Annotated in this window: 30 protein-coding genes; 12 read left to right on the forward strand and 18 right to left on the reverse strand. The window is 58.4% G+C overall.

What is annotated here, in order from left to right; genetic code table 11:
* Nucleotides 1-11: 11 nt before the first annotated feature.
* Nucleotides 12-770 (forward strand): hypothetical protein, encoded by a 759-nt coding sequence (locus VL547_RS14710; protein WP_325579090.1) that lies wholly within the window; start codon nucleotides 12-14, stop codon nucleotides 768-770.
* Nucleotides 771-833: 63 nt separating this feature from the next.
* Here the strand turns inward: VL547_RS14710 and plsX are convergent, their stop codons facing one another.
* From plsX to VL547_RS14725, 3 genes are read right to left on the reverse strand one after another with little or no spacing between them, the layout of a single operon-like run.
* Entirely contained in the window at nucleotides 834-1,790 is a 957-nt protein-coding gene (gene plsX, locus VL547_RS14715; protein ID WP_325579092.1) for a phosphate acyltransferase PlsX, read from the reverse strand.
* A 15-nt stretch (nucleotides 1,791-1,805) separates the two neighbouring features.
* Nucleotides 1,806-2,000, reverse strand: coding sequence for a 50S ribosomal protein L32 (gene rpmF, locus VL547_RS14720; RefSeq protein ID WP_325579094.1), 195 nt, complete (start codon nucleotides 1,998-2,000; stop codon nucleotides 1,806-1,808).
* A 1-nt stretch (nucleotide 2,001) separates the two neighbouring features.
* A complete protein-coding gene (locus VL547_RS14725) occupies nucleotides 2,002-2,550 on the reverse strand; it encodes a DUF177 domain-containing protein (RefSeq protein ID WP_325579096.1) in 549 nt (182 codons plus the stop codon).
* A 212-nt stretch (nucleotides 2,551-2,762) separates the two neighbouring features.
* Between VL547_RS14725 and VL547_RS14730 the strand changes: the two genes are divergently transcribed.
* The gene (locus VL547_RS14730) at nucleotides 2,763-3,845 is read left to right on the forward strand and encodes a DUF3810 domain-containing protein (RefSeq protein ID WP_325579098.1); all 1,083 of its coding nucleotides are present in this window, start codon (nucleotides 2,763-2,765) and stop codon (nucleotides 3,843-3,845) included.
* A gap of 21 nt (nucleotides 3,846-3,866) precedes the next feature.
* On the opposite strand, the gene dcd is transcribed toward VL547_RS14730, so the two are convergent.
* On the reverse strand, nucleotides 3,867-4,403 hold the full coding sequence (dcd, locus tag VL547_RS14735) for a dCTP deaminase (protein WP_325579100.1): 537 nt from the start codon (nucleotides 4,401-4,403) through the stop codon (nucleotides 3,867-3,869).
* Between the two features lie 33 nt (nucleotides 4,404-4,436).
* Between dcd and VL547_RS14740 the strand changes: the two genes are divergently transcribed.
* Nucleotides 4,437-5,060: a 4'-phosphopantetheinyl transferase family protein gene (locus VL547_RS14740; RefSeq protein ID WP_325579102.1), complete on the forward strand. Its 624-nt coding sequence runs from the start codon at nucleotides 4,437-4,439 to the stop codon at nucleotides 5,058-5,060.
* Nucleotides 5,061-5,101: 41 nt separating this feature from the next.
* Here the strand turns inward: VL547_RS14740 and VL547_RS14745 are convergent, their stop codons facing one another.
* Entirely contained in the window at nucleotides 5,102-6,364 is a 1,263-nt protein-coding gene (locus VL547_RS14745; protein WP_325579104.1) for a DUF2130 domain-containing protein, read from the reverse strand.
* Nucleotides 6,365-6,440: 76 nt separating this feature from the next.
* Between VL547_RS14745 and VL547_RS14750 the strand changes: the two genes are divergently transcribed.
* The 3 genes from VL547_RS14750 (at nucleotide 6,441) to VL547_RS14760 (ending at nucleotide 8,841) form a co-directional block, all read left to right on the forward strand.
* Nucleotides 6,441-7,664, forward strand: coding sequence for a YdcF family protein (locus tag VL547_RS14750; RefSeq protein WP_325579106.1), 1,224 nt, complete (start codon nucleotides 6,441-6,443; stop codon nucleotides 7,662-7,664).
* A 20-nt stretch (nucleotides 7,665-7,684) separates the two neighbouring features.
* Nucleotides 7,685-8,347, forward strand: coding sequence for a basic secretory protein-like protein (locus VL547_RS14755; RefSeq protein WP_325579108.1), 663 nt, complete (start codon nucleotides 7,685-7,687; stop codon nucleotides 8,345-8,347).
* Between the two features lie 113 nt (nucleotides 8,348-8,460).
* On the forward strand, nucleotides 8,461-8,841 hold the full coding sequence (locus VL547_RS14760; RefSeq protein WP_325579110.1) for a hypothetical protein: 381 nt from the start codon (nucleotides 8,461-8,463) through the stop codon (nucleotides 8,839-8,841).
* On the opposite strand, the gene VL547_RS14765 is transcribed toward VL547_RS14760, so the two are convergent.
* Nucleotides 8,793-9,152 (reverse strand): nuclear transport factor 2 family protein, encoded by a 360-nt coding sequence (locus VL547_RS14765; protein WP_325579112.1) that lies wholly within the window; start codon nucleotides 9,150-9,152, stop codon nucleotides 8,793-8,795. The two genes, VL547_RS14760 and VL547_RS14765, sit on opposite strands and share 49 nt — an antisense overlap.
* A gap of 40 nt (nucleotides 9,153-9,192) precedes the next feature.
* Here VL547_RS14765 and VL547_RS14770 point away from each other — a divergent pair, with 40 nt between their 5' ends.
* From VL547_RS14770 to VL547_RS14785, 4 genes are read left to right on the forward strand one after another with little or no spacing between them, the layout of a single operon-like run.
* Nucleotides 9,193-10,950, forward strand: a complete 1,758-nt coding sequence (locus tag VL547_RS14770; protein ID WP_325579114.1) for a DUF1800 domain-containing protein — start codon at nucleotides 9,193-9,195, stop codon at nucleotides 10,948-10,950.
* A gap of 10 nt (nucleotides 10,951-10,960) precedes the next feature.
* Nucleotides 10,961-12,217 carry a DUF1501 domain-containing protein gene (locus VL547_RS14775; RefSeq protein WP_325579116.1) on the forward strand — a complete coding sequence of 419 codons (1,257 nt, stop codon included), beginning with the start codon at nucleotides 10,961-10,963 and terminating at the stop codon, nucleotides 12,215-12,217.
* Between the two features lie 9 nt (nucleotides 12,218-12,226).
* Nucleotides 12,227-14,185, forward strand: a complete 1,959-nt coding sequence (locus VL547_RS14780) for an alpha-L-arabinofuranosidase C-terminal domain-containing protein (RefSeq protein WP_325579118.1) — start codon at nucleotides 12,227-12,229, stop codon at nucleotides 14,183-14,185.
* A gap of 36 nt (nucleotides 14,186-14,221) precedes the next feature.
* Nucleotides 14,222-15,127, forward strand: coding sequence for an NADP-dependent oxidoreductase (locus tag VL547_RS14785; protein WP_325579120.1), 906 nt, complete (start codon nucleotides 14,222-14,224; stop codon nucleotides 15,125-15,127).
* On the opposite strand, the gene VL547_RS14790 is transcribed toward VL547_RS14785, so the two are convergent.
* From VL547_RS14790 to VL547_RS14820, 7 genes are all read right to left on the reverse strand, one after another.
* Nucleotides 15,078-15,464 carry a DoxX family protein gene (locus VL547_RS14790; RefSeq protein WP_325579122.1) on the reverse strand — a complete coding sequence of 129 codons (387 nt, stop codon included), beginning with the start codon at nucleotides 15,462-15,464 and terminating at the stop codon, nucleotides 15,078-15,080. The two genes, VL547_RS14785 and VL547_RS14790, sit on opposite strands and share 50 nt — an antisense overlap.
* 3 nt (nucleotides 15,465-15,467) lie before the next feature.
* Nucleotides 15,468-15,800, reverse strand: coding sequence for a VOC family protein (locus tag VL547_RS14795; RefSeq protein ID WP_325579124.1), 333 nt, complete (start codon nucleotides 15,798-15,800; stop codon nucleotides 15,468-15,470).
* A 74-nt stretch (nucleotides 15,801-15,874) separates the two neighbouring features.
* Nucleotides 15,875-16,951 (reverse strand): ionic transporter y4hA, encoded by a 1,077-nt coding sequence (locus tag VL547_RS14800; RefSeq protein ID WP_325579126.1) that lies wholly within the window; start codon nucleotides 16,949-16,951, stop codon nucleotides 15,875-15,877.
* 36 nt (nucleotides 16,952-16,987) lie between these two features.
* A complete protein-coding gene (locus VL547_RS14805) occupies nucleotides 16,988-17,176 on the reverse strand; it encodes a hypothetical protein (protein WP_325579128.1) in 189 nt (62 codons plus the stop codon).
* Nucleotides 17,169-17,294 (reverse strand): hypothetical protein, encoded by a 126-nt coding sequence (locus tag VL547_RS14810; RefSeq protein ID WP_325579130.1) that lies wholly within the window; start codon nucleotides 17,292-17,294, stop codon nucleotides 17,169-17,171. The genes VL547_RS14805 and VL547_RS14810 overlap by 8 nt, the downstream gene beginning before the upstream one ends.
* Entirely contained in the window at nucleotides 17,291-18,535 is a 1,245-nt protein-coding gene (locus VL547_RS14815; RefSeq protein ID WP_325579132.1) for a serine hydrolase domain-containing protein, read from the reverse strand. Before VL547_RS14815 ends, VL547_RS14810 begins: the two co-directional genes overlap by 4 nt.
* 48 nt (nucleotides 18,536-18,583) lie before the next feature.
* Nucleotides 18,584-19,612, reverse strand: coding sequence for an AraC family transcriptional regulator (locus tag VL547_RS14820; RefSeq protein ID WP_325579134.1), 1,029 nt, complete (start codon nucleotides 19,610-19,612; stop codon nucleotides 18,584-18,586).
* 191 nt (nucleotides 19,613-19,803) lie between these two features.
* Between VL547_RS14820 and VL547_RS14825 the strand changes: the two genes are divergently transcribed.
* Nucleotides 19,804-22,101: a mechanosensitive ion channel family protein gene (locus VL547_RS14825; RefSeq protein ID WP_325579136.1), complete on the forward strand. Its 2,298-nt coding sequence runs from the start codon at nucleotides 19,804-19,806 to the stop codon at nucleotides 22,099-22,101.
* Here VL547_RS14825 and VL547_RS14830 read toward each other — a convergent pair.
* From VL547_RS14830 to VL547_RS14845, 4 genes are read right to left on the reverse strand one after another with little or no spacing between them, the layout of a single operon-like run.
* Nucleotides 22,088-23,140, reverse strand: a complete 1,053-nt coding sequence (locus tag VL547_RS14830; protein WP_325579138.1) for a nitronate monooxygenase — start codon at nucleotides 23,138-23,140, stop codon at nucleotides 22,088-22,090. The two genes, VL547_RS14825 and VL547_RS14830, sit on opposite strands and share 14 nt — an antisense overlap.
* The gene (locus tag VL547_RS14835; protein WP_325579140.1) at nucleotides 23,124-23,561 is read right to left on the reverse strand and encodes a nuclear transport factor 2 family protein; all 438 of its coding nucleotides are present in this window, start codon (nucleotides 23,559-23,561) and stop codon (nucleotides 23,124-23,126) included. The genes VL547_RS14830 and VL547_RS14835 overlap by 17 nt, the downstream gene beginning before the upstream one ends.
* Nucleotides 23,562-23,579: 18 nt before the next feature.
* On the reverse strand, nucleotides 23,580-23,909 hold the full coding sequence (locus tag VL547_RS14840; RefSeq protein WP_325579142.1) for a hypothetical protein: 330 nt from the start codon (nucleotides 23,907-23,909) through the stop codon (nucleotides 23,580-23,582).
* A 23-nt stretch (nucleotides 23,910-23,932) separates the two neighbouring features.
* A complete protein-coding gene (locus tag VL547_RS14845) occupies nucleotides 23,933-24,475 on the reverse strand; it encodes a hypothetical protein (protein WP_325579144.1) in 543 nt (180 codons plus the stop codon).
* A gap of 104 nt (nucleotides 24,476-24,579) precedes the next feature.
* Here VL547_RS14845 and VL547_RS14850 point away from each other — a divergent pair, with 104 nt between their 5' ends.
* The gene (locus VL547_RS14850) at nucleotides 24,580-25,872 is read left to right on the forward strand and encodes a paraquat-inducible protein A (RefSeq protein WP_325579146.1); all 1,293 of its coding nucleotides are present in this window, start codon (nucleotides 24,580-24,582) and stop codon (nucleotides 25,870-25,872) included.
* On the opposite strand, the gene VL547_RS14855 is transcribed toward VL547_RS14850, so the two are convergent.
* Nucleotides 25,847-26,371 carry a hypothetical protein gene (locus VL547_RS14855; protein ID WP_325579148.1) on the reverse strand — a complete coding sequence of 175 codons (525 nt, stop codon included), beginning with the start codon at nucleotides 26,369-26,371 and terminating at the stop codon, nucleotides 25,847-25,849. The two genes, VL547_RS14850 and VL547_RS14855, sit on opposite strands and share 26 nt — an antisense overlap.
* Nucleotides 26,372-26,425: the final 54 nt, after the last annotated feature.

A 26,425-nucleotide genomic window follows, 5' to 3' on the forward strand; every position in this document is an offset into this window, starting at 1 on the left:
ATTATCTGCGGATGAAAGCCTTTTACGTTGTCTTATGTGCGACCGGCATATTCCTGGCCGGCTGCAAAAAATCATCCACGCCCGGCGCCAGCCAGTCCCTCGCAAGCTATCAACCCATGGACGCCGGCAGCTCCTGGAGCTACAAGGTAACCGAGACCCTGAACCCTTCCAGCTCCCTGCTGCTGCAAGCGGCGGAAGTCCAGTTGGGATATTCCATCCCTTCCATCGATACCAGCTGGAGCATCAGCGCGACGCTGGCTTCCACCGACACGGTCATAAACAATATGAACTATTCCGTCCTCGTCGGCGGACAAGGCGGCCTGGGAAATGTTTATTTCAACAAGACCGATAGCAATTATTATGGCATCGGTATCATTCCCGCGATCAGCCTGTCAGGGGTTGGATCCCTGGTGGCCGAGGAGCCGATCCTGTACCTGAAAGACACCCTGGCGGGCACGACCTGGACGCAAACCGAAATCGACTCGTACCTGCAGGACACGACGTACTACACGATCGCCATCAAAACCACCGGCGGCTCCTGGACCGTAAACGGCAAGACTTTTACGAATGTAACGCACGAGACCGTTAGTGCGTTACCGGGTAATATTTCCGCACTGGCAGCCCAGGCGGGGATCCCGTCCTCCATCAACCTGGCTATCGTGGGAGACTATTATTTTGCGCGTGGGGTGGGGCTGATCGAGGTGAATATCAACGCGTCGCTGTACGGCTTCAGTTACGACGAGCAGCTTATTTCCTACGACATCAAATAACGCTGCGCAAAACCGGGACCGCCCGCGCCGTAGTGGCGCGCGCAGACCTAAGCGCTCAACGAGCTAAGCGCCCAACGCTTCGAACGTTGCCTTCATCTTGCCCAGAAGATCGCTTTCCAGCATCTTTTGGGCAAGAATGATCATATTCCGGAAAGCGGGCGCCTCCGATATACCGTGACCGATAATCACCGGCTTGGATACGCCCAGGATGGGGGTGCCCCCGTAATTTTCGTAGTGGAAGCGACGGAAGTATTCGTCCTGGCCGAGGTTACGGTGGGAGGCGACGTCGTAGAGCGATTCGGCCATCTTCAGGATGACGTTGCCCGTGAAACCCTCGCAGACCATGACGTCCGCGCCGCCCTGGAGGATGTCCCTGCCTTCGATGTTTCCGAGGAAGTGTATCTGGTCGGAGGCCTTGAGCAGGGGATAGGCCGCCTGGGCCAGGAGATTGCCCTTGCCTTCCTCTTCACCGATGTTGACCAGCCCGACCTTCGGGTCCTCGATCTGGAGGATGTGGCGGGCGTAGAGGCTGCCGAGGATGGCGAACTGGAGGAGGTTTTCGGCCTTACAGTCGGCGTTCAGGCCGACGTCCAGGAGGAGGGAGAAGCTACCGTCCAGCTTGGGGATGATGGTGGAGATCGTCGGCCGCAGCACGCCCTCGATGGACTTGATGCTGTAAAAAGTGCCGACCATCATAGCGCCGGTGTTGCCGGCGCTGATAAATGCGTCGATCTCTCCGGACGCCAACAGCTTGAAGCCCTTGGCGATCGAAGAGTTCGTTTTTTCCTTGAGCGCCCGGGTGGCGTGCTCCTGCATCCCGATGACCTCGGGGGCATCGACGATGCGCACGACATCCGGCGTATCGATAAACGGCTCTGCGGCCAAAAGGTACTTAACCTGCTGCTCGTCCCCGATCAGCGTCACGGGCATAGCCGTAGAAGACTGAAGATACTGCGCAACGCCCTTCACAGCTTCCTGTGGAGCGTAGTCGCCGCCCATCATGTCGATTCCAATGCGCATCAGCAGCGGTAAAAGTTATGCCTTGAGGGGAGCCTTTTCTGCGACCAGTTTGCCTTTGTAGTACAACTTGCCTTCGCTGGTGTGGGCGCGGTGGCGGGGATGCAGTTCACCGGTGGTGGCGTCCTTGCTCAGGGTAACGGTTTCAGCCGTATAGTGGGTCCTTCTCTTGGCGCTGCGTTGTTGCGAGTGTCTGCGTTTAGGATTGGGCATCTTACTTGTTTTTAAATTTATCTAATCCCTTCCACAGGGAATTGCTCGTTTTTTTGTTTTCGTCCCCCGAAGGATTCATTCCCGCCAACCGGGCCAGCACCTCCTTGTTACAGTACGGGCCGCCAATCTCGTTCTCGGCGCACATGCGTTGCATGGGCACGCTCAGGGAGATGAACTCGTATATCCAGCCCTTGACGTCGATATGGCTTTCGGTCCTGGATATATAAAAAACATCGGGGTCGGATTCCGTGTCGTTCATCTCGTCCGGATTGTCCACCATCTTGACCAGGATGTTGAATTCATCCCAGAGGTCCAGCGGTAAGTCGTTCCCGCAACGGTCGCACGATACATCCACCTTCCCGCCGACCTCGAACTTAAGGATCAAAAAGGACGCCTTTTTGTCCAGGGTCAACTTAACTTCCGCCTTTACGCCTTTAAAGTCCACCTTCCCGAATTCCTCGAAAAACGTGTCGTCGATCTCATACCGGTACTCATGCAAGCCCGGTTTCAAACCAACGAAAGCGATTTCAAAAGCCCGGCGACTAGTCATCGGAAGTTTTTAAAAGGTTTGCAAAGGTAGAGAAAAACGGGGGAATCGCCGAATTTTTCTTCTGGAAATGCGGCTGTGTCCAAAGTTACGGATTATTGGCGTAGGAGTCCACGGGCGCGCGGGGGTGGGGTACCCTAATTTCTAACATATTGGGAATGAATAGACCCCGACAGCCTCTCGGGAAATGCCGCGATCATCTTACTTTTAATCCTATGGCAAGATTGGCTGTCGCAAAATATAAAAGGCTTTTGATCCTGGTGGTGTTATCCCTGCTCGTGGCCTGGTTTGGCGTGTACCCCGGGGCGGTGGAATGGGCTTATAGCACCGGCGCATACCCGCACCTGGCGGCCTTGCTCCGGATACTGTTCGGGTGGATACCTTTTAGCGCGGGGGACGTCCTGTATTTTGCCGCCGGTGTTTTCCTCCTGACCGGTTTGATCGCCGCGATCCTCCGGCTGACGCGCCGCCGGTGGGACTGGCGCCAGTGGCTGGGGTGGGGGAGGCGCCTGGTGGAAGGCTTCCTCCTGATCGTATTGATCTTCAACCTGGCCTGGGCGCTCAACTATAACCGGCTGGGGATAGCGTACCAGCTGGGTTTGCAGCCGCGGCCCTACGACAAGGCGACGCTGGAGAACCTGGTCGATTCACTGCTGGTCCGTGTCAACCGGGAACGGTTGGCGTGCGTGCAACCGCTGCCGGCGCCATCCGACATACTACAGGGCGCGCGGGAGGCCTACGGGGACCTCCGGAGGGACACCGCGCTGAGCTGTATATATTACCGGCATGCTTCGGTGAAGCCCTCGCTGTATGGGGAATGGGGGAACTACCTGGGTTTCCTGGGATACTATAACCCGTTTACCGGGGAGGCGCAGGTCAACTGTACGGTGCCCGCCTTTACCCTGCCCTATACCAGCTGCCACGAGATGGCCCACCAGCTGGGTTATGCCAGCGAAAGCGAGGCCAACTTCGTCGGCTACCTGGCCGCTGTCCATTCGGGCGACCCCTGGTTCCGGTATTCGGCCTATTTCGACCTCTTCAACTACGCCGACCATGAATTGTTCTACCGGGACTCCGCGGCCGCCAGACAACGCTACCGGTCGCTGGACACGCTCGTGCGCGCCGACTACCATACCCTGGCGGTTTTTTACCGGAAGCACCGAAACCCCATAGAACCGTTGCTGAATAAGATGTATGACGGGTACCTGAAGGCGCACAAACAGCCGCACGGGATAGAGAGCTACAACGAGGTAACGGGGTGGCTCATCGCCTACTGGAGCAAGTACGGGCGGTTGTAGCCCCGGCGCGCGGCGCCGTCCTTAGAATTTGTTCTTCCACATCATGCTTTCCACCGGCCGGTCCGGCTGCCCGCTGTATTTGGCGCCGGCCTTGCGGTTATACTTGACCGCCACTTCGCCGTCGACGGGGAAGTAGATCAGCTGCCCGACGGGCATGCCCGCGTATACGCGCACCGGTTGCTTGACCGAGATCTCCAGCGTCCAGTGCCCGCAAAAACCGACGTCGCCCTTGCCCGCGGTCGCGTGGATGTCGATGCCGAGGCGCCCGGTCGAGGACTTCCCTTCCAGGAAAGGCACGTGCGCGTGCGTCTCGGTATATTCCTGCGTCACACCGAGATAGAATTCATTCGGATGCAGCACGATGCCTTCCTCCGGTATGTCGAAGTGCGCAATGGTATTGTGCCGGCGGGCGTCGAGCGTATTGTCGATATATTTGGCCAGGTGCTTGCCGAGGTGTACGTCATACGAATTGCTGCCGAGACAGTCGGGCAGGAAAGGTTCGATCTTGATCGTGCCTTTCTCCATTTCTTCCAGGATGCGCTTGTCGGACAGTATCATTAGCGTAAATTGCTGAATATTTGGTGTGCGAAGATGGGACTTTTTTTCCAACAAGAAATAAACGAATATACACGCCTGGGGGTTTGGCACATTACGGAGCCCGCCGACTTCTTCCTGGAAAAAGTCCCCCTCCAGCGGGAAATCTCTCACCCCCACAAACGCCTCCAGCACCTGGCCGGCCGTTTTCTCCTCCGTTATCTCTTCCCGGACTTTCCCTACAAGGACATCCTCATCGCCGATACCCGTAAACCCTATATTCCCGGTGCCTCCTTCCATTTTTCCATTTCGCACTGCGGCAACTATGCCGCCGCGCTCGTGAGCCGCCGCTACCGCGTGGGCATCGACATCGAAGCCTTCACCCCCCGCGTCGAACGCATCCTCCATAAATTCCTCAGCCCCGAGGAACAATCCTTCCTCGACCCCGCCGCGCCCCTCCGCCAGGCCATCGTATGCTGGGGCGCCAAGGAAGCCGTCTACAAATGGTATGGCATCGGCGAAATGGACTTCATCCGCGACATGCCCCTGGAGCCCTTCGCGCTCCACGCCGAAGGCGCGCTCACGTGCTGTTTCACCAAGGAGACACCGCCGCGCCCGCTCCCTATGCAATACAAGACATGGGAGGACATGGCGCTGGTCCACCTGATTACCGAGCCATGAACGCGCGGCAGCGGCTGTCCACGGGCGGCGCGGCAACAGCGTTAATTCAGGAGCAGGTCCGACTCGTCGGACTCCTCGTCGTCCGTGAGGCGCAAGTCCACGGAATCCGACCCCGCGATCCCCTCGATGGACCCCTTGATATGGGCAGTGTTGAGCAGTACCTTTTCGAGTTGCTTTTCCCGCGCCTTCCACAGCTTCTCCATCGCGTCGCGTTCGCGTTGGATGGATAGCTTCATGGCCATGAAGCCCTCGCGGACGGCCTTCCATTGCTCGGCGAATTCGTTGGAGGTGAGGTAGCGGTACAGCATGATCATCTTTTCCCCCTGGTTTTCGGAGGAGCGGCCGGCAGCGTAGATGCGGACGACGCCGTCGCGGAGGACGTGGGCCAGCGCGCGGACCTCGGAAAAGGTGCAGATCCAGATGCCGTCGCGCTCGCCAAAACGTTCCATGTCGCGGGGCATGGTTTGAGTGACGAGGACGGCAAGGTCAGCGCCGAGGTGGCGCATGTCTGCCTTGAGCTTTTCGGGCCAGTCGCGGGAGAATTCCTTAGTGCGCTTGCTCTCGTAGATGATCTTGCCGCAGACCTGGCCAAAGCTGTTGCGGATGGTTTGGATACAATCGGCGCCGCGAATGCCCTTGCCCACTTCTTCGACGAGGTCGAAGGGGAAGGCCGAGCGCAGCATTTCCTCGAGGGCCAGCTCCTGGACCTCGCCCTGGAGCTGCATGGAGCCCTGTTCGGCCTTGCGGCGCATTTCTTCGACGAGCTTCTTTTGATCGTCGAGTTGTTTTTCGAGCTCCCGTGTGCGCAACTGGTAGTCGTTGGTCGCGCGCTCGGCTTCTTCTTTGCGTATCTTTTCGCTTAAGGTGGCGCGTTCTTCGGTCAGGCGGCGCTGGAGCGTGAGGTCGAGCTCCTGTTCCTTGGTATGGAGGTCCTGGACCTTTTGGAGGAATTCGAGCTCCTTCCGGCGGGCTTCCTTTAACTTTTCTTCGCCGTCGCGGTTGGCCTCCTGTAACAGCCGCAACTGATTTTCGAAATCCGAGGAAATGGTGCGGCGGAGCTGCTCGCGTTCCTCCTGCGCTTGCCGGGCCAGCAGGGCTTCGCGTTCACGCGCCTCCCGGGCCAGTCCTGCCTCCTTATCACGGGCCTGTTTTTGGAGCTCCACTTCCTTCCGCGCGAACTCGTCGTCCCGCTGCTTCTTATATTTCGTCATCTGCTCGCGCAGATCGTTCTTGAATTCTTCTGATACAGCCTCTTCCATCGGAAACCGGTGACCACAATTCGGGCATTTGATGTCTGTAGCCATTCCACTTTTTTTGCAAAGTAAGCCAGTTTTGCGATCTTAGCGCCAAACCATCTTTAGCACCCATCAAATCGGATTAATGCGCATATTCCTGGTCAGCTTTCTGCTGGCGATGACGACCCTCCCATCCGTTGCCCAATGGGACCGGCAGTATAAACCCACCAGCAGCGGCTCCTGGATACAAGACAAGGATTTTTACCTGTTCACGCTCATGGAGCAGCCCGCCGTGCGGCAAACGCTGCAAAAAGACCCGGCGTTGCAGGAACTGCTGACAGAGCGCCAAAACCTGGTGAGTCAGGCGACAGGCAAGCATACCACAACGCCGCAGGTGGCGGTGCAAAAATTCACCTGGACGCCGGAGGAAATCGGAAAGGTAGACAGCGCATTACAAAGACTGGACCTGAAGGATCTGGCCCGTGAGATGCGGCGCTCCGGCTATTGGATACGCTATGCGGGCCTGCCGGATACTGCGCTGCTGCGCACCGCCTGGGAAGACGCTGCGCGCTGGCTAAACCGCGTCATCATGAATTATACGACCAACAAGGGTTTTCGCTACGCGGGCATTGACTCCGCCACCTTTGCGCCTTCGAGCCAGGTGACGACCGAAGCGTTGGGCGAAACGCTGATGATTCTTTGGCATCATATGGACCGGGTGACGGTTTTTTTCCAGCCGGGTTTGGAGCTGGCGCTGGACATACTCTTTATCAACAACCGGGACGAAGCGGGCCGGTTCGAGCCGTTGGATTCGACCAACCGTGAGGCCTACGCGAAGGCCGGCAAAACCGATTGGGCGCGCTTTCCCTACTCCGCCATCGTGCTTCCGGGCGAGGGACCCGAGAACGACTGGGCGATGAGCCCCGTGGGGAAATACCGCTGCCAGCTGGGTGAGGAGGCCTATCGCGCCGGCAAAGCGCCCTTTATCATCGTTTCCGGCGGATTTGTCCACCCGTTCCAAACGCCGTATTGCGAAGCGGTGGAAATGAAAGACTACCTGGTGCATACGCTCGGTATCCCCGACGAAGCCGTGATCCTGGAGCCACACGCCCGTCATACCACGACCAACATCCGGAACGCCAACCGGATCATGCTCCGCCAGGGTTTCCCGTCGGACAAGCGCGTCCTTTGCGTATCCACCGCCGGACAGGCGGCGTATATCCTCGCGCCCTTTTTTGCGGGCCGCTGCAAATTCGAGATGGGATACGTCCCGTTTACGGACGTCAAACAGGAAGACCCTTTCAGCCTTTCGTACAAAATCGAGGTCAATTCCCTGCAAATGGATGGAATCGATCCATTAGACCCATAAATAAGAAACAACCAAGAAACATGAAGTACAAATTGATGGTAATGGCATGCCTGCTCACAGCCGCGGCAAAAGCAGAAACACGGGACTCGCTCACCCAAAACGGTTACACGCTGATCTTTATCAACCAGGACGACGGTTTCGATCCGGCCGTCAAGGAACGCCTGATCAGCACTTTTTTTACGGTGTACCCGAAAGAGGCGGCCGCCTATAATCTGAACACCGCCCGGAAGGTCACTTTTGTCATCGACACCAGCTACAAGGGCGTGGCCGCCACCGGCAACAACGTGACCAGCTTTAATCCCGAGTGGTTCAGGAAGCACCCCGGGGATATAGACGTCGTGACGCACGAGGTGATGCACATCGTGCAGGCCTATCCGCACCACAGCGGGCCGGGTTGGATCACCGAAGGGATCGCGGACTACGTTCGCTATGATATGGGCGTGGACAACGCGGGCGCGGGCTGGAAGCTGCCGGATTACAAACCCACCCAAAGCTATACACAGGCGTATCGCGTCACCGCGCGTTTCCTGGCGTGGCTGGAAGGACACGGGCACGCCGGCGTGGTGAAGGCCCTGGATAACGCCATGCGTACCAGGACATATACCGACAACACCTGGAAACAATTGACCGGCAAGAGCGTGGACGAGCTCTGGGCGGATTATGCGGCTAACCCGGCGCTGTAAAGCGAATAATGAACTATAATGGGGCGCGCCGGCCAACGGCATGGCGCGCCCAAACAACCGGCCTGTGCCATCGCCGGCGCGCACTTTTTCCGTAACTTAGGCTAACTTTTGCTATGCCGAAATACGTCAAAATGTTCTCCGGGGTCCTGGTGGCCTATTTCTTCCTGCTTGGGATATTCGGGCTGGCGTGCCTGCTCCATTTTAATAAGGACTATGAACAAAACAGCGGCAACATGGGGCCGGTATACTTCTACGTGTACTATAGCCTGGCCACCGCCTATTATAGCTCATTCCTGGTATGGGCATACCTGTTGTACAGGGGCAAAACGACGCGTAGCCCACGACACGCCCGGCTCCAGCTGTCCCTGATATTCCTGCTGGGCGTGGGGAGCTCCGTGATGCTGATCATCCTCTGGCGGATGTATATCGCGCAGGAGGCGACGGCTTACATAAAGAATTGCTCCGCCGCGATCTTGCCATCCTTGACCGTATAGACGCAAAGCTCGGCCATTTTGCTCCGGGGGCGTCCCTTCATGGTCATGTCCATGTCGAGCACAAAGGCGATGGTGTTGCCGGTGACCAGGGGCTGCGACGTGGTGATACCGTGGGTAGCCTCCACCATAGCATCGAAGTCCTTACCTTTTTTGTCGATAGCGGCCATGCCTTTGACTTCCTTTTCGAAACCCGGGGAAGCCTCGGGTTCGATGCTGACACAGTCGGCGGCGTATAACTCCTTGTGGGCCTGTTCCCACTTGCCTTCTTTGCAAAGGGCGACGAGGCGATCGGCGATTTGTTGGGTAGTCATGGTATTAAACTTTTGTGTTGAAAAAAGGTCAAAACAAAGTATGCAACGCTCCGTACAATTACTAGTGCTGGTGGTTATTTTGTGCGCGTTTGGGCGCAAAACACCTCGTTTTCCCTACAAACAGGCCGGTCTCACCGAGAGACAGGCGGCGGCGCACCTGCTCAGCCGGTTTACCTATGGGGCTACCCCCGGGCAGGTCGACGAAGTCGTTCACATGGGCCTGGAGCGTTGGTTTTCAAAGCAATTGGAGGCGGCATTGCCGGACGATTCCCTCAACCGGTTGTTGAGCGGTTATGATGCGATAGGGTTGACCAACGCCCAGGTACGCCAGACGTTCCCGCGCCAGGGCGAAGTGCTCAGGATGGCGATCAAGGATGGGGTCATCAATGCCGACTCGGCAAAGAACGACCCGAAGTCCTACCAGGGCGCCCTCAAAGACTATATGCAGGAAAAGGGATATAAGCCCTTGCAGGAATTATACCGGCAATTTTATTGCCAGAAAGTGTTACGCGCCGCCTATACCGGTAATCAACTCCAGGAGGTGATGACCGATTTCTGGTTCAATCACTTCAATGTGTCGGTGACCAAGGGCGATTGCGCCGAGTTCATACCGGGCTACGAGAGGGACGTGATCCGTCCGAATGCTTTGGGGAAATTCAGCGACCTTTTACTGGCCACGGCGAAATCCCCCGCCATGTTGTTTTATCTCGATAACTTCAGCAGTACCGCGCCGATGGACCAGCCCCGGCCCCGGAACGCGGATACCACCAAGCCACGCAAGCGCACGGGCGGTATCAACGAAAACTACGCACGGGAAGTCATGGAACTGCACACCCTGGGCGTGGACGGAGGCTATACCCAGACCGACGTCACCCAGGCGGCACGCGTCCTTACCGGCTGGACGGTGTTCCCCATGGGCAAGGAAGAGAACCCGCTGGTGCAACGGCTCGAGGCCATGTCGCCGGATCAACTGGCGCGCAAGGGTTTTGTCCATGACGGCGACTTCGTATTCATCCCCAACCGGCACGACAACGGCGGGAAAAAAGTATTGGGCCAGACCTTTGGCCCCGACGGGGGTTACGATGAAGGCGTCCGGTTGCTATCGATGCTGGCCCACCATCCCTCCACGGCGCACTTTATCTGTAAGGAGCTGGCGGTCCGCTTCGTGTCCGACACGCCGCCCGAGAGCCTCGTCAAACGGATGGCCAAGACGTTCCTGGACAAGGACGGCGACATAAAGGAAGTACTCCTGACGATGGTGTCCTCGTCCGAATTCTGGTCGCCGGAAGCCGTGCGCGAAAAGATCAAGTCGCCCTTCGAGCTGGCCATCAGCTCGATCCGCAGCCTCCACGCGACGATCGACCAGCCGTTCCAGGTATATAGCTGGGTATCGAGGATGGGCGAGCGTCTGTATTCCTATGTGGCGCCCACCGGTTTCCCGGACAAGGGTCAGTACTGGATCAATACCGGTTCGCTCCTGAACCGGATGAATTTCGGTCTGGCCATCGCCTCCGGGCGCGTTCCCGGTGTGCACGTGGACCTGGTGGCGCTGAACGATCACCACGAGCCGGAAAGCGCGCAGGCGGCGCTCGTGACCTACGCGCACCTCCTGATGCCGGAACGACAGATCGACGAGACGGTGAGACGGCTCTCGCCGATGTTGAGCGACCCCTCACTGGCGACAAAAGTGCAGGCGGCGGCGGCCCAGGGCGATATGGCCATGGAAGCCCCCAACCCCGCCATGCTCCAGCAGGTGGTCGGCGTCATCATCGGCTCCCCCGAATATCAACGACGGTAAAACCAAACATATGGTCACGAGAAGAGCTTTTTTGAAAAACGGGGGCATGGCCCTCTTCGGCATCGGTCTCCTGGGCGGTATCCCGCCCTTTATCGCGGAGGCTGCCGCGCGCGAAAAGGTGACGCGTCTGTACAAAAAGGGGAAGATTCTGGTGTGTATCTTCCAACGCGGCGCCATGGATGGGTTGATGGCGGTAACGCCGTTCACCGATACCTATCTCCAGGCGGCGAGACCCAACCTGTTCATGACCCCGGGCGCCGGCGGTCTGATCGACCTCGACGGCCGCTTCGGCCTGCACCCCGCGTTCAAGGCCTTCGAGCCGGTCTTCCGGGACAAACGGCTGGCCGTCGTACATGGTATAGGCTCTCCCAACAATACCCGTTCCCACTTCGACGCCCAGGACTATATGGAGTCCGGCACGCCTTTCGACAAGGCTACCGCCAGCGGCTGGCTGAACCGCGCTGTGGGGCTCCTCGGGCATGACGCCATGACTCCCTTCTCCGCCGTCAGCCTGACGTCCGCCATGCCCCGGTCGCTTTATGGCGACAACCCGGCGATCGCGATCGCCAACCTCCAGGACTTCGCCATTCAGCTGCGCGGTAACCCCGCTGCGGCAAACGTCGCCGCCAAAAGCTTCGAGGACTTGTACGACCAAACGGCGCCCGGTTTACTGAAGTCCACGGGCCAGGAAAGTTTCGAGGCGATGAAGCTGTTGCAAAAGGCCGATACCCGGAACTACAAGCCCGCGGGTGGCGCGCAATATCCCAATTCCGCGCTGGGGAACGCGCTCAAGCAGATCGCGCAGCTGATAAAAATGGATGTGGGTATGGAAATCGCGTTTACCGAATGCAGCGGTTGGGACACCCACTTCGGACAGGGCACCAATAACGGCGTTTTTGCGCGGAGCGCCTCCGATCTCTCCGACAGCATCATGGCCTTCTGGACCGACCTGGGGACGTTCCAGGACGACGTGACCGTCATGACCATGACCGAGTTCGGCCGGACCGTCCACCAGAACGGGACGGGAGGGACCGACCACGGCCGGGGCTCCTGCAACTTCATCCTGGGCCACGACACGGCCGGCGGGATCGTGCACGGCGACGTACGGCCGCTCAGCGTGGAGAACCTGGAGGACGGCCGGGACCTGCCGGTCACGACGGACTTCCGGTCGGTATTCAGCGACGTAGCCGACCGGCACCTGCAGATCACCGGCGACAAAAATTTATTTCCGGGATGGAGTGGTACAAAAGCGGGGGTAATGGCGTAAATTGTCAATATGACAATTAAAAACGCGATTGCCTGCCTGCTCACACTGACCAACATAGCGCTCATGAATGCGGCGCATGCCCAGCAAAAACGCCTGGTCGTGGACGCCGACCATATCATCGCCCCCATACAACCCACGATGTGGGGTGTCTTCTTCGAAGACATCAATTTCGGCGCGGATGGCGGACTCTACGCGGAGCTGGTCAAGAACCGCTCCTTCGAGTTCACCAAGCCCCTGATGGGTTGGAAAACGGGCGGCGCTCGGCTGGCCGAGGGGTCGGTCCTGGTAGTAAAAGGCGACAACCCGAAGAACCCGCACTATATACGCGTCACCGCCGCCGATGGCGGTCTGTGGCTGACGAACGAAGGCTTCCGCGGGATGGGGATCAAGCAGGACGTGCGGTATTCGTTTTCGGTGATGTACCGGCAGACGCAGCCCGGCATCAAGCTGCACGTCACGCTGATCGATCCGCAGGGTAAGGCACTTGGCGGCGCCGGTTTGTCGCCCGAAGGAATGGGCTGGCAAAAGGATACCGTCAGTTTCATCGCCGGCAGAACCGAACCAAGGGCAAGCCTGAAGCTCGACATTGAAGGCGCCGGCCAGATCGACCTCGACATGATATCCCTCTTCCCAGGCGATACCTGGAAAAACCGGCCGGGCGGTCTCCGCTCGGATATGGTGCAGTGGCTGGCGGATATGAAACCCGGGTTTATCCGGTTTCCTGGGGGCTGTATCGTGGAGGGCTTCAACCTCGACAACCGGTACCAGTGGAAAAAAACGGTCGGCCCCGTGGAAGACCGTCAGGTAGAGATCAACCGCTGGAACATCGAATTCGCGCACCGGCCCACGCCGGACTACTTCCAGACGCACGGCCTCGGCTTCTTCGAATACTTCCAGCTGGCCGAGGACATAGGCGCGGAGCCCCTGCCCATCCTGAATTGCGGGATGGCCTGCCAGTTCAACTCCGCGGAGCTGGCCCCCATCGACGACATCGCTCCCTATATCCAGGACGCCCTTGACCTGGTGGAATTCGCCAACGGGGATACGACCACGACATGGGGGAAGCTGCGGGCGTCGATGGGGCACCCGGCGTCCTTCCACCTGCACATGATGGGCGTCGGGAACGAAAACTGGGGGCCGCAATACATCGAGCGCCTGAAAATGTTCACGCGCGCGTTGAAGACGCGCTACCCCGACGTACGGCTGGTGAACAGCTCGGGGACCGATCCCGAGGGGAACCGGTACGATTTCCTCAACGACACGTTGCGCGCCATGCACGCGGACCTGATAGACGAGCATTACTACCGCAAACCCGAATGGTTTTTCGCCAACGCCCGCAGATACGACAACTACCCGCGGAGCCCGTCCCACGTGTTTGCGGGCGAATACGCGGCGCAAAGCGATCACACGGTAAGCGTCGACAATCAGAACTGCTGGCTGACCGCCCTTTCCGAAGCGGCCTTTATGACCGGCCTGGAGCGCAACGCCGCGGTCGTGAGCATGGCGTCCTATGCGCCGCTCTTCGCCAACGCGGATGCCTGGCAGTGGACGCCCGACCTGATCTGGGTCAACAGCCTTCAGTCTTACGGGACGCCGGACTACTATGTACAGCAATTGTTTTCGCTGAACAAGGGTAAGGCGGTTGTGCCGCTGACGCTGGACGGGCAATCCGTGGCGGGTCAGGATAGTTTGTATGCGACGGCCTGCCTGGATGAGCGTGACCTCATCATCAAGGTCGTCAACGCTTCACGCGCGCAGGCCACGCGGGTCATCACGGTAGATACGCGAAAACGCCTCGGTCCCGGTACGCTCACCGTCCTCCAAAGCGACGACCTGAACGCGGTCAACTCATTTGATCAACCCGCAAGGGTCGCTCCGGGAGAAATGCCGTTTATACCAAAGGGCCGGACGCTCACGCTGGCGATGCGGCCCTATTCGCTGAACGTGGTACGCGTGCCGCTGCAATAGGCATGATTCCTGCGGCATCCTAAAAAAACGCGCATTATGAAAGCCGTAAGGATCCATGCCTTCGGGGGCCCGGAAGTATTGCAGCTCGAGGAAGCGCCCCGGCCGATGCCCTCCCCCGACGAGGTGCTGATAAAAGTATATGCCTCAGGCGTAAACCCCGTGGATTGGAAGATCCGCAAGGGGCTGCGCACAGAGAAATTCCCGACCGGCTTCCCGCTGACCCTGGGCTGGGACGTGTCGGGGGTGGTGGTGGAAGTGGGGAGCGCCGTACGCAACCTGCACCTCGGCGACCGGGTGTATAGCCGGCCCGACCCTACCCGGAATGGGACCTACGCGGAATACGTCGCGGTAAAGGCCGATCAGGTTGGCCGGAGTCCCCGCACCCTGGACTATGTACAGGCCGCGGCCGTTCCCCTGGCCGGACTGACCGCCTGGCAGGGACTCTTCGACCATGGGCACCTCCGGTCCGGTCAGACCGTACTCATCCATGCCGCCTCAGGGGGCGTCGGCGTGTACGCGGTCCAGTTTGCGAAATGGCGCGGGGCAAAGGTCGTCGCGACGACCTCTACGCATAACGTGACCTTCGTCAAAGATCTAGGCGCAGATGAAGTGATCGACTATACCCAACAAAAATTCGAGGATGTCGCAAAGGACGTCGACCTCGTCCTGGATACGCTGGGCGAAGACGTCCAACAACGGTCGAAGCAAACGCTGAAGCCCGGGGGCCGGATCGTCACCACCGTCAAACCCGAAACCCCCGAGGTCATCGGTTTCATGGCCCAATCCTATCCCGAACAGCTCGAACAGATCGCCCGGCTCATCGACGAGGGAATGGTCCATCCCGTCATCGCCCAGGTTTTCCACCTGGACCAGGCCGCCCAGGCACAACAGGCTAGTGAGAAGGGGCACGTTCGGGGGAAAATCGTCTTGAAAGTGGTCTGAAGTACCAGGACACCGCCGCCAGCAGGACAAAGACGAGCGGCGCGGCAAAATGACCAAAGCCGTCCCCGCTGGCGATGTGCGATATGACCGCACCCGTCATGGCAAAGAAGAAGCCGGCGTATGCCCATTCTTTCACCAACCCAAAACCGGGGACCAGCAGCACGATCACCCCTAGGATTTTCCACGTACCCAGTATACCCATAAAATACACCGGGTAACCCAGGTGCGTGATGCCCTCGACGGTTTGCGGTTGTCTGAAGAGCTGGGCCAGTCCGCCGGCCAGCATGCCCGCACACAGCAGCACGGTGGCTGTCCAATAGATTATTTTCTTTGTCATGGCCTATCCTTGAACGAGTCCGATGAGGTTACCGCTTTTGTCCCGCACGCTGGCAATCAGTCTTTCGCCGCCGACATTTTTTACGTCCTGGATGACTTCCGCGCCGGCGTCGACGAGTACCTGCAAGCTGGCTTTGATGTCAGCCACATCGTAAAAGGGCGTCATGCCCTTCTCGGGATTGCCGGGGACCAGCCCGACATCCTGGCCGCCGACCTTGAATCCGACATAATACGGTTGATCCGCATACGGCTCGACGCCCAGGAATTGTTGGAAGGTCGCTTTGGCCTCGACCACGTCCTTGACGGGGTAGAGGATGATTTTGATTCCGTTGTTCATTGTGAAGCTATTTGGCTACAAATATATGTGTAGTCATTTGACTTCGCAAATTTATTTTTTGGGTTGCCGCGGGCTCACGGAAAGATGCTCGTAAACAAGTAAACGGCGAAAAGCACCAGCAACACCACCCCCTGCAAAATATTCGTCCTCCCCGTCCCCAGCGACAACGCCAGCGTAAACAAAGACACCAGCAACAGCACCATATCCTTGGGCGGTAGCCCCAGCGCCAGGTCGAGCCCCGTCACCAGGGAGGCGACGGCCACCGCCGGGATGGTCAGCCCGATGCTCGCCAGCGCCGACCCCAGGGCGAGGTTGAGGCTGGTCTGGAGGCGGTCGCTCCGCGCCGCTTTGACGGCGGCGAGGCCTTCCGGCAGGAGGATGACGAGGGCCACGATCACCCCCACCAGCGACTTTGGCGCGCCGAGCGACACTACGCCGGACTCGATGGTCGGTGCGAGCTTTTTGGCCAGCAGGACCACGGCGGTCAAACCGACAAGGAGCAACAGCAACGTTACGACGAGACCGGTATTCCCCACGCGCGGGGCATGGTGATCCTCGTCCGGCCCGTCGGTCAGGAAATACTCCCGGTGCCGGACGGTTTGAACGGAGACAAAGGTGCCATACAGGATGAGCGATACGACGGCGACAAAGATCAGCTGCGGATGGCTGTAGGCGGGCCCGGGCGTAGTGATCGTATAGTTCGGCAGGATCAGGGTGAGGCCGATGATCGCCGTGAGCGCGATCAGCGCGGCGTTGGCGCCCAGGACGCCAAAGCGCTGCTCCTTAAATCGGTAGCCGCCCACCAGCAGGCAAAGCCCGACGATCAACGTAAAAATGATCATCACCGCGGCAAAAACCGTGTCCCTGGCCAGCGTCTCCGATCCGGGTCCGCCGGCCAGCATCAGCGAAAGGATGAGAGAGACCTCGATAACGGTCACGGCTATCGCCAGGATGAGGGTACCATAGGGCTCCCCGGTACGGTGGGCGATCGCCTCCGCGTGGTGTACGGCGGAAAGTACGGTCCCGATCAGTACCGCCCCGGGGATCAACGTCAGCAGGGGCTGATGGAACAACGGCGACGCGCCCAGGAGGGCCGCCGCCAGCAAGGGAAGGACGATGGTCCACAAGGGGATACCCAGGGGTGCTTTCATTGACAGGCTTTAGGCGAATAAGATACGGATTATTTGCTAGCGTTTGGTAAAGTGGTAGGTCTTCTCTTGTGTGATGATCACTCCTCCCGGGACGAACTCCAGCGTGGTGCGGATGCGGACGACGTCGGGCAGGTAAAAGCGCGTGGGTGTTTCGGCGACGAGCCGCATATGGTGACCGGTCTTATTGGAGAGATCGGCGAACAATTGCCCGTCTTCTTTATACACCGTAAAGAATAATCGAGCCGATCTTGAACACAGTTTCAAGGAGGCTGTCGAGCGTCCGCGTCAGCTGCGCGGTAGCGGTTTGAAAGAGGCATAGCCCCAAAAAAAAGATACGTGTCATGGCGTGGTTTTTTTCCAGAAATAATCTCCGTGTTGATGTATGGTGAAGCCGTCCGCCCCAAACTCCCCGGTCGCGTCCGTAACGCCCTGTAACGTAAATGTCGTTGGGGTGCTGAACAAGAGCGGGAAAACGCCCTGTCCCCTGACGTCGGCTACCAGGTGGTTGCCTTCGCGGCGGATGACGATGACGTGCCCCTGCATCGTGTAGGTGCCCGCATATGCAAAAGACGGCTGGACATATGCTCTCCCCAGCATTATATCCGAAACGGCGGCGGTCAGCTCATCGGCGTTCGTGCATTCGCAGTTGGACAACACGGCGATAAAGAGGTCCCGGTGTGGGTAATAGACCACGCTCGTACGAAAACCCGTGATCGCACCCCCGTGGCTGATCGAAGAGTCGTTTATGTACCAGCCATACCCGTAACCCCGGGAACCGGTCCACGCCTTTTGGAGGGTTTCCGGTTTCAGCAGCGACGGCAACCCGCGCTGCCAGGCATAGAGGTCCTCGACATTGGACACCAGGCCGCCCGCGGCATAGGGTAGCGTGGCGCTCCAGAAGTCCGCCTTTTCGGAGGCGTTCTTGTATCCATTGACGAGCCCGGGGATGACCTCGTTGGGCAGCTTAAAAAAAGTATGTGTAAGCCCCAGCGGCTTGAACAAATGTTTCTCCAGGTAGGTGTGATAGGGCTCCCCGGTGACGCGTTCGATGATATAGCCCAGCAGGAAGTAACCCGAGTTGCTGTACCTGAATTGGGTACCGGGCTCGAACTCCAGGGGTTTGGTTTTGAGTGTGTCGATGACCTGGGCAACGGTGTAGTCCCGCCGCTCCCGGTACGGGTCGTCCGTGGGCAGCCGCATATAGTCGGGTATACCGGAGGTATGGGTCAGGAGGTTTTCGATGGTGACGGCATGCGGAAATCCCGGGATGTATCGCTGTATGGAATCGGACAACCTGATACGCCCCTGCTCGACAAGCTGGAGCACCGCGACCGCCGTAAACTGTTTGCTGACCGAAGCCAGGTCGAACAGCATGGATGGCGCCAGGGGCGTTTTCAACTCCAGGCTGGCGCTGCCAAACGCTTTTTCATACAGGATCGTCCCCTTTTGCGCGACCAATACCGCCACCCCCGGGGCGTTCGCCGGGTACCGGCTGGAAAAAAGGCTGTCCAGGCGGGGACCGACCTGTGCCGTGGCGGCGCCACATGCGAAGAAGGCGATGAGGAATGGGCTCCAGGATTTCATATCGGTAAAGTTCCGTCCCCCGGGCTCCCCGCCAAAATCCCGGACCCCTCAACTCCGGATTTGAGCAATTTTCCGGTATGCTGAAGGCGTCTGCCCCGTATATTGTTTGAACAGCCGCTGAAAGGTAGCCTGCGAATTGAACCCGCACTCCTGGGCGATACCCGCGATGGTCAGGTGTTGGTCCCGGCCTGAGGTGATTCTTTCCTGGACCGCGCGGACCCGATACTCGCCCACGAACTCCGCAAAGTTCTTTTGCAGGTGCCGGTTGAGGACCGCGGAAACCGTCTTGGGGGCCAGCCCGGTCCTGACGGCCAGCATGTCGAGGTTCAGCGAGGCGTCCAGGTACAGCCTGTCCTCTTCCATCACCCGGGTCAAAAGCGCCACCGCGTCGGGGGAGGGAGGCGTCTGCCGGGGGTAGGCTACGAGGTAACCCTTCAGTCCCAGCCAGTACGTCAGGCATACCAGCGGCAGGTATACGGGATACCAGTTCAGCGCGTCCACCAGGCGGAAGGTAAATATGGCGTAGGGCACCAGATATACCAGCCATATTCCCAGGAAGACCGCGAAGGCCATCACGCATTGCCGTGGCCAGGCGGCAGGCTTACCGCGCAACAAACGGGCGCTGTAGTAAACATAGACCGCAAGACTGAGCCAGCGCGGGATATCGGCGTAGACGTTGTACGTGTCGATAAACAAACCCACCCGCCCGCCGTGCCTGGGCCAAAAATGGAACCAAACACCCACGACAAAACCCCAGGCGACCAGGTAGGGCACAAGGTCGACCAAAACGGGAAGGAACAACAGCCGGTGACGACGGGTCAAAACAAACCCCGGTTCCAGCGTCGATTTTATATATAAATACAACAAAGGCCCTATGGGCATGGCCATAATGAACGGGAACATCGCGTCGAAGGTCCCGTAGTGGGCCGCATACCAGTGTTGTGTATTCAGAAATACGTTCAGGCTGGCCAGCGACGGCAGCCCGATAAGCCAGGCCAACAACCGGTGAGGCAGCCTTCCCCGTCGCCACAACAGGGCGCCGATAATAAACCCCTGGAAAGCGCCCAGTAGTATCAAAGTATTTAAGGTGCTGATTATCATAAGTAATGCAGAAATCTTGTTAAAAGTTACGAAATCATGGTGTCTTTGAACCCATTATCCGTTTTACTAATGAGAACAGGTAATAACTCATTAATAAGGCACATTGGATATAGGGTTTAGGCCGTTGCAATTCTTTGCGACGGCCTTATTTTTGGATATACCATCCTATGAAGCCGGTATACCTGTTTGTGTTGCTTGCGGTCTCCATAGTGGCAACCGCCCAAAAGAAAAAGCTCGTCGTGCCCAAAACCCGGGTGGAATATTCCCTGGATACGATCATGCAGCGACTGGACAATATGCACCAGACGTTGAATAACATCAACAATTTTCAGAACAAAAGCTTCGATACCAACCGGGTCAAGCGGGAGCTGTCGACCTTTAACGGGACGCTGGCGGTGATCCGGTCGGCGATGACCGGGTACAACCTTCCGGAATACAAACAGCTGCTCCTCTATGAGTATATGCTGAACTATATGAACGGAAAACTCTCGGATTGGCGCGCCACCCTGTTTCAATACAATACCGATCTTGTCTCGATGACGTCGGAAACCGCGGCTTTTGCAAAGGACTCCCTCCTCCGGAACCTGGTTCGGGACAGCCTTTACCGGGCTATGTACACGAGCGAGCTGCAGGAGCTCCTGCAGAAATGGGACACCGCCCGCAAAACGACGGCGGCCAACCTGGCCAGCATCAATGCCCTCCAATCGGCGATCACGCCCCCGTATTTCCTGACTACGGATCTGCTCGACGACGTCGCCCGGATGAAAACGACGATTACGTCCCGGCTTTTTCAAAAAGAATATCCTTATCTGTGGGAGCGCGGTCGGAGCGATGCGGGTAGTACCGGGGACCTCGCCGCCCGTTCGGCGCGTACCGAAAGGGAGCTGATGGGCTTTTTCCTGCAATTGAACTGGGGATATTATATATACGCGCTGTTGATCGGTTTATCGTTCGGGTTTTGGGTATGGAATAATTTCAGGAAAATGGGTGAGCTGCCCGGCGACGTAACCCTTCATTATATCCACCGGGTCCCGGTGCTCGCGAGCCTGGCGGTCATGCTCAACATCCTGCCCTTTTTCGACCTGGACGCGCCCACGGTGTTCACCCAGTTGGGACAGTTCATCCTGATGATCGTCGTGAGCGTCCTCTTCTGGATGACCTGGCCGCGGAAGTACTTCCTTTATTGGGGATTGCTGCTCTTCCTGTACGTGTGTTACGGAGTCACCGGGCCGCTGCTGGTGGCGAAATGGGACGCCCGGCTGTGGTTACTGCTGTTGAACGCGTGTTCCATGGTCGTAGCCTATGTTTGTTTGCGGAAGATCGTACACCTCTTCCCCTATCCGCGGACCGTCCGGATAGTATGGTGGTTGTGCCTGGGATTGAACGGGCTTTCGATCCTGTGCAACGTTTTCGGGCGGCTGAGCCTGGCGAAGATATTCAGCTCGGCCAGTATGTTCGGGCTGATACAGGTCATCGTGCTCACGGTATTTATCGACACCGTCCTGGAGGCGTTTACGCTGCAAACCGCGGTAAGCCGAAGGGATGAACGGCGCAAGGGACTGGCCCCCCTGTTCGAACGCATGCAGCGGGGAGTGGAACGCTTCCTGCTGGCGCTGGCTTTTATCACCTGGCTGGTGGCCTTCGCCATCAACCTGAACGTATACGATGCGGTATACGCCGCGGTGGCCCGCGTGTGGAACCACGTCGTCCACCTGGGTTCGATCTCCTTTAAATTGGGCAACGTTTTGTTGTTTATCGGGATCGTCTATTGCGCCAACGTGCTGCAGAAATACATCGGTTATCTCTATGGCTCCGCGGATGAGCCGGGCACGCCGCAACCGGGGAAAAAGGGTTCCCAGCTGGTCATGGTGAGGTTGATCCTGATCATCGCGGGTTTCCTGCTCGCGATCGCGGCCTCGGGATTGCCGATCGACCGGATCACGATCGTACTGGGCGCCCTGGGCGTTGGTATCGGGCTGGGGCTGCAAACCATCGTCAACAACCTTGTATCGGGGATCATCCTCATCTTCGAACGGCCCTTCCAACTGGGCGACTACATCGAGCTGAACGGTAAAAAAGGGATGGTGAGGGATATCGGCATACGCGCTTCGCGCATGGTTACCGAGGCCGGGAACGAGATCATCATGCCCAATGGCGACCTGCTGGCCGGAGAGGTGATCAACTGGACGGTCCGAAACAACCAGGTACGTCTCGAAATGCCGATCACCGTGGAGGCAGGCCCCTCCTTCGAGTCGGTCGTCCGCGGCGTGGAAGAAGCGTTGTCGGGGCATCCCGACCTTCTTTCGGACAAACCGAACGTCCTGCTCAACACCTCTACGGACAAAACGCTCAGCATTACCGTATTGGTTTGGGTGTCGAACGTCGCCCAGTTGCAAACCATCAAGAGCGAGGTGCTCGACCTGCTCTATCAGAAGTTCAGGGAAAAAGGGATCAAGCCGGTGTAAAGGCTTCGCTGGTCTCCTGAATAAGCGCCTCCATCAGCTCCGCGGCCTTCCGATGTCGCAGCAGGGGAGCGATCTGGCCGCCCCAAAACAGGACCAGGTCCCACTGTTGCCGCGCGATGGCCGCCTGGCGGAGCGGTGCGATCAGCTGTGTCTGTAGCGGGAAGGGGAGGTGGCTGGTCTCCGCGCCCAGCCGGTTCCGCAGCCCGCGGCCCAACCGGCCGCTAAACGCGCGGGTGAGCATGGTGTGCCGGGCCTTTTCGGAGAACAGCATGTTCCGGTGCGCGTCGAGCGCGCCCGATTCTTCACACGCCAGGAAGGCGGTGCCGACCTGGACCGCGTCCGCGCCAAGCGTCAGCGCCGCCGCGACGCCCCGGCCGGTAGCGATACCACCCGCGGCGATAACCGGCAACCGGACCTTGTCACGGATTTGCTGGACGAGCACAAACGTACCGGTGAGCGACTGCTCGGCCGGCGCCAGCCACGAGGGCCGGTGACCGCCCGCTTCAAAACCTGCGGCGATGATGGCGTCCACACCGGCGGACTCCAGCCGGATGGCCTCGTCCAACGTGGTGGCGGCGCCCACGGTCATGATGCCCCGGCGGCGGCACTCCTCCAGGATCGATGAAGATGGGATTCCGAACATAAAGCTGAACACCGGTGGCCTGACATCGAGGATCACCTGCACTTGGTTGTCGAACCGTGAATGGAAGCTAAACGTCTTGTCCGGCAGCCCGACACCCACCTCATCGAAATAGGGTTGGAAAACCGCACGCAATTCCGGCGTCAGCCGGGCTTCGGTACCGTCCAGGTCGGATACCCAGAGGTTGAGGTTGTAAGGCTTGTCGGTAGCGGCCTTGAGCTCCGCGTCGATCTGGGCGATCTCTTCTGGCGTATTGGTGTACGCGCCAAAGCCGCCTACCCCGCCCAGGTTGGACACCATCGCCGTGAGCTTCACCGTGGAAAAATTCCCGCCAAACGGTCCCTGGAAGATGGGGTAGCGTATCCCCAATCGTTCCGTGACCCTAGTGTTCGGCCACATCGGAGATCATTTTGTTGACAATGACCCAGTGACCATCGAGCTTGTGAAACGACAGGAATTCGTGATAGTTGAAATCGTACATCTTCACCCGGACCTTGGCGATCGCGATCGACTGGATCACCTCGATCGAAATGATGTCCCCCTTGAAGGGTTTACCGGAGTCCTTGGGGCTTTGGCGATGCGCCACGCCATCGAGGTACTCGGGGAGGGCCTTGAAATAAGGCTTGCCCTGTACGTCCCCGAAGAGCAGCGTGCCCGGGTAATAAAGAGCGGACAAAAGGGCGGTATCCCCTTCATAGATGCCCTTGAAATAATTCTCCAGTACGCCGCTGATCGCAGCCGAATCCTGGTTCATAACAGGTGATTTTTTGGGTGATGGCTGACCCAGCATCAGGGTCATGACCACGAGCAATAGGTTCATGGGTCGAAGGTAGGGCCTTTAGTCTTCGTCGTCCCTGGGAAACTCCGTGGCGTCGAAGGCCCCGGCGGACCCGTCGTGGCGCTCCAGCTCCTCTTCGTCGACGGCGCGCTGGTAGTACCCGGCGATTCCCTCACCGATCCTGGAGACAAGATCGGCGGAGGCGGCTTCGCCATCCCGCTGGAACCAGCCGTTGTCCCCGCAACACAAGTAGGCAAAGAAATCCCCATTTAGCATGACACGGTAAAAAACGGGGAGACCGCCGGGGGAAAGTTCGGCGGAAGGCGTGACCCAGGCGTCGTAATACTGGTCGTCGTCCGTAAATTCCAACGGGAAGGAATGATTGACCATAGCCTAAGTTACTGAATTCCTACCTACGGTACGAGGAGCGGCCGCCCTTGTTGTGCGTAACTGGCCCATAAAGGAGATATCCCGTCGAGTGGGCCAAAGAGCGGGTCCTGCGCCGGGAGGATCACCGAGGCGATGTGGGCGTCGGCCGACGGCCGCTCCCCCGGTTCGCCCCAGAAGCGGTTGGGGACCTGGCCATGGGGGCTGGCCACCACACATTGTACCTGGTCTTCCGTCCCCAGGTTGTGGTAGGCGGCGCCCGCGGGGATGATGAGGACGTCTCCCTTGGACAGCCGGATTTTTTGACCGGCGTCTCCCCCCAATTGTATCGTCGTGCTCCCCCCGGCTACGCCCAGGGCCGTGTGCGCGGTGGAATGATAGTGGGCGGTCGTGGGTATGCCCCCCACGGATGCCGGGGCCCATTGGTGTGAGGCAAAAACCCGTTTGATATATAATGTTTTGAGGAACAACGGCAACGACAACCCCTCTTTGTAAAGGACGACCGGGAGACGACTGCCGGGAAACCGGCCGTTCTCCTTGCACATAAAAAACAGGGGTTCTCCATTCATGGCGACAGGTGTTTGAAGGGGAAAGCTATGCCGGATCCGGTGCAATTTCCATGCCCGGGCCCTTCCCGTTTGGCACGATCTTTCAACATATTTTCCAGGAGATCATGCAAAAAACATTCTTAATCATAGTCGTCTCGCTTGTCCTGGGCGCAGTAGGGTATTGCGGTTACCAGGTACACCGGTTATCGATGGAGCAAAAGCTCGTCAAGGAGGATTACAGCATTGCCAACAACATCAGTTTTGGGCTGCTGTCGATCAACAAGTGGCGGGACATGATGGTGACCGCGGTCGGCGGGGAGATCCAGTCCTTTTCCCTGACCGCGGCCGAACGCGACTCCCTGGACCGGGCGGTGCGGAACGTGCTGAATTCGCTGATCGACAGGGCGGACAGCATGATCAACGCCCCGCAGCACACCCTGGGGGGGAAACTCCGCAAATTCGCCTACCACACTTTTGTCAACGACCGCCGGCTGCACGAGCAGGTACCGGCTTTTTCGCGCCAGATCATCGCCGAGGTCCTAAAACCCCGGAACAAACAAAAACTGGCCTCGCTGGCCCAAAACAAGCTGGAGGACCTGGGGCAGCAGACATACGACAGCGCCCGCAGCCTGGAAGAGACCAAGGTCGATTCGGTGTACCATTTGTATGGCGTGATGGATTCGGATGCGTTCGACCGCGTAACCGATGCACGGCTGAGCTTCATACACACGCAGATGTACCAGTACGCCTACGGCATGCTCGGAGGGCTTGCGCTCATGCTGTTCCTGTGGTATCTGCTCAGACGGAAGGCCACGCTGTATAAAACCCTCTTCGTCCTTTCCATCGTCGTCGCGCTGGTCTTCCTGCTGGTGGGTCTTACCTCCACTATGATCGAAATCGACGCCCGTATAAAATCCCTCAGCTTCCAGCTGCTCGGCGACACCATCGCTTTCCGGGACCAGGTGATCTTTTTTCAAAGTAAGAGCATCCTGGACGTGGTCGTGCTCCTGCTCCACACGGGCCGGGTGGACTCCATCCTGGTCGGCAGTCTGATCCTGTGCTTCAGTATTTTCTTTCCCGTGACAAAGCTGCTGTCCGCGGGCGTCTACCTGCTGGGGGAGCGGGGCTGGACAAAGGGCCGGTTCATCAGGTATTTTGCCTTCCATTCCGGGAAGTGGAGTATGGCGGACGTCATGGTGGTGGCCATCTTTATGGCCTATATCGGGTTCAATGGGATACTGAACGACCAGATGTCAAAGCTCGACCTGCATACCGACAGCTTCACCAGCATCGCCACGAACCAGACCGCGCTCCAGCCGGGCTATATCATCTTCGTGGGGTTTGTGTTGTTCGGGTTGGTGTTGTCGGAAATCCTGAAGCGGATCGTAAAGGTCAGTTCCGCTGCATCAGCTGGATGAACAGGTACGCAAGCCCCGCCTCGAACAGTTGTCGCGCCATCCGGATAAAGAGGTGGCGTTCCAGCGGGAGGACACAGAGGCGGTAGAGCAAGGCAAAGAGGAGAAAGGGGAGGACGTGATAGGGGGTGGGGAAGAGCCAGTCCATACCCAGCGCAAAAAACATCGCCACGCAAAAAAGGGCGGTTTGTACCAGGAAAAAGGCTGCCTTGAAGCGGGGACCGAAAAAATCGAAGTCCTCGAAGGACCGGGACTTCTTGTTTTCATCCTTTATTTTTTTCTGGAGCGCTTTGTACTCCCCGGAGCCAAAGGCGGGTGCTTGTAGTTGGGATAGCGAATAAAGGCTTTCGGAGAGCGGGTTGAACACGCTCCGGCGGGCGTTGAAACGGTCGAACAGCTGCCGGAGCTCGACCTGCGCCCCGGTGGGGTCGAAGGACCGGCTGAGGGCGTACTTTCCCTGCAAGGCTTCGATGTCCTGCCATTGCAAAAGGTGTTTTCCCATGTATGTACCAGAAGAGCCGTCCATGCAGTTGGCAATATCCAACAATGGCGTAAG

Origin of the sequence: Dinghuibacter sp. (genome assembly GCF_035492835.1) — a bacterium.
Taxonomy (GTDB): Bacteria; Bacteroidota; Bacteroidia; order Chitinophagales; family Chitinophagaceae; genus Dinghuibacter.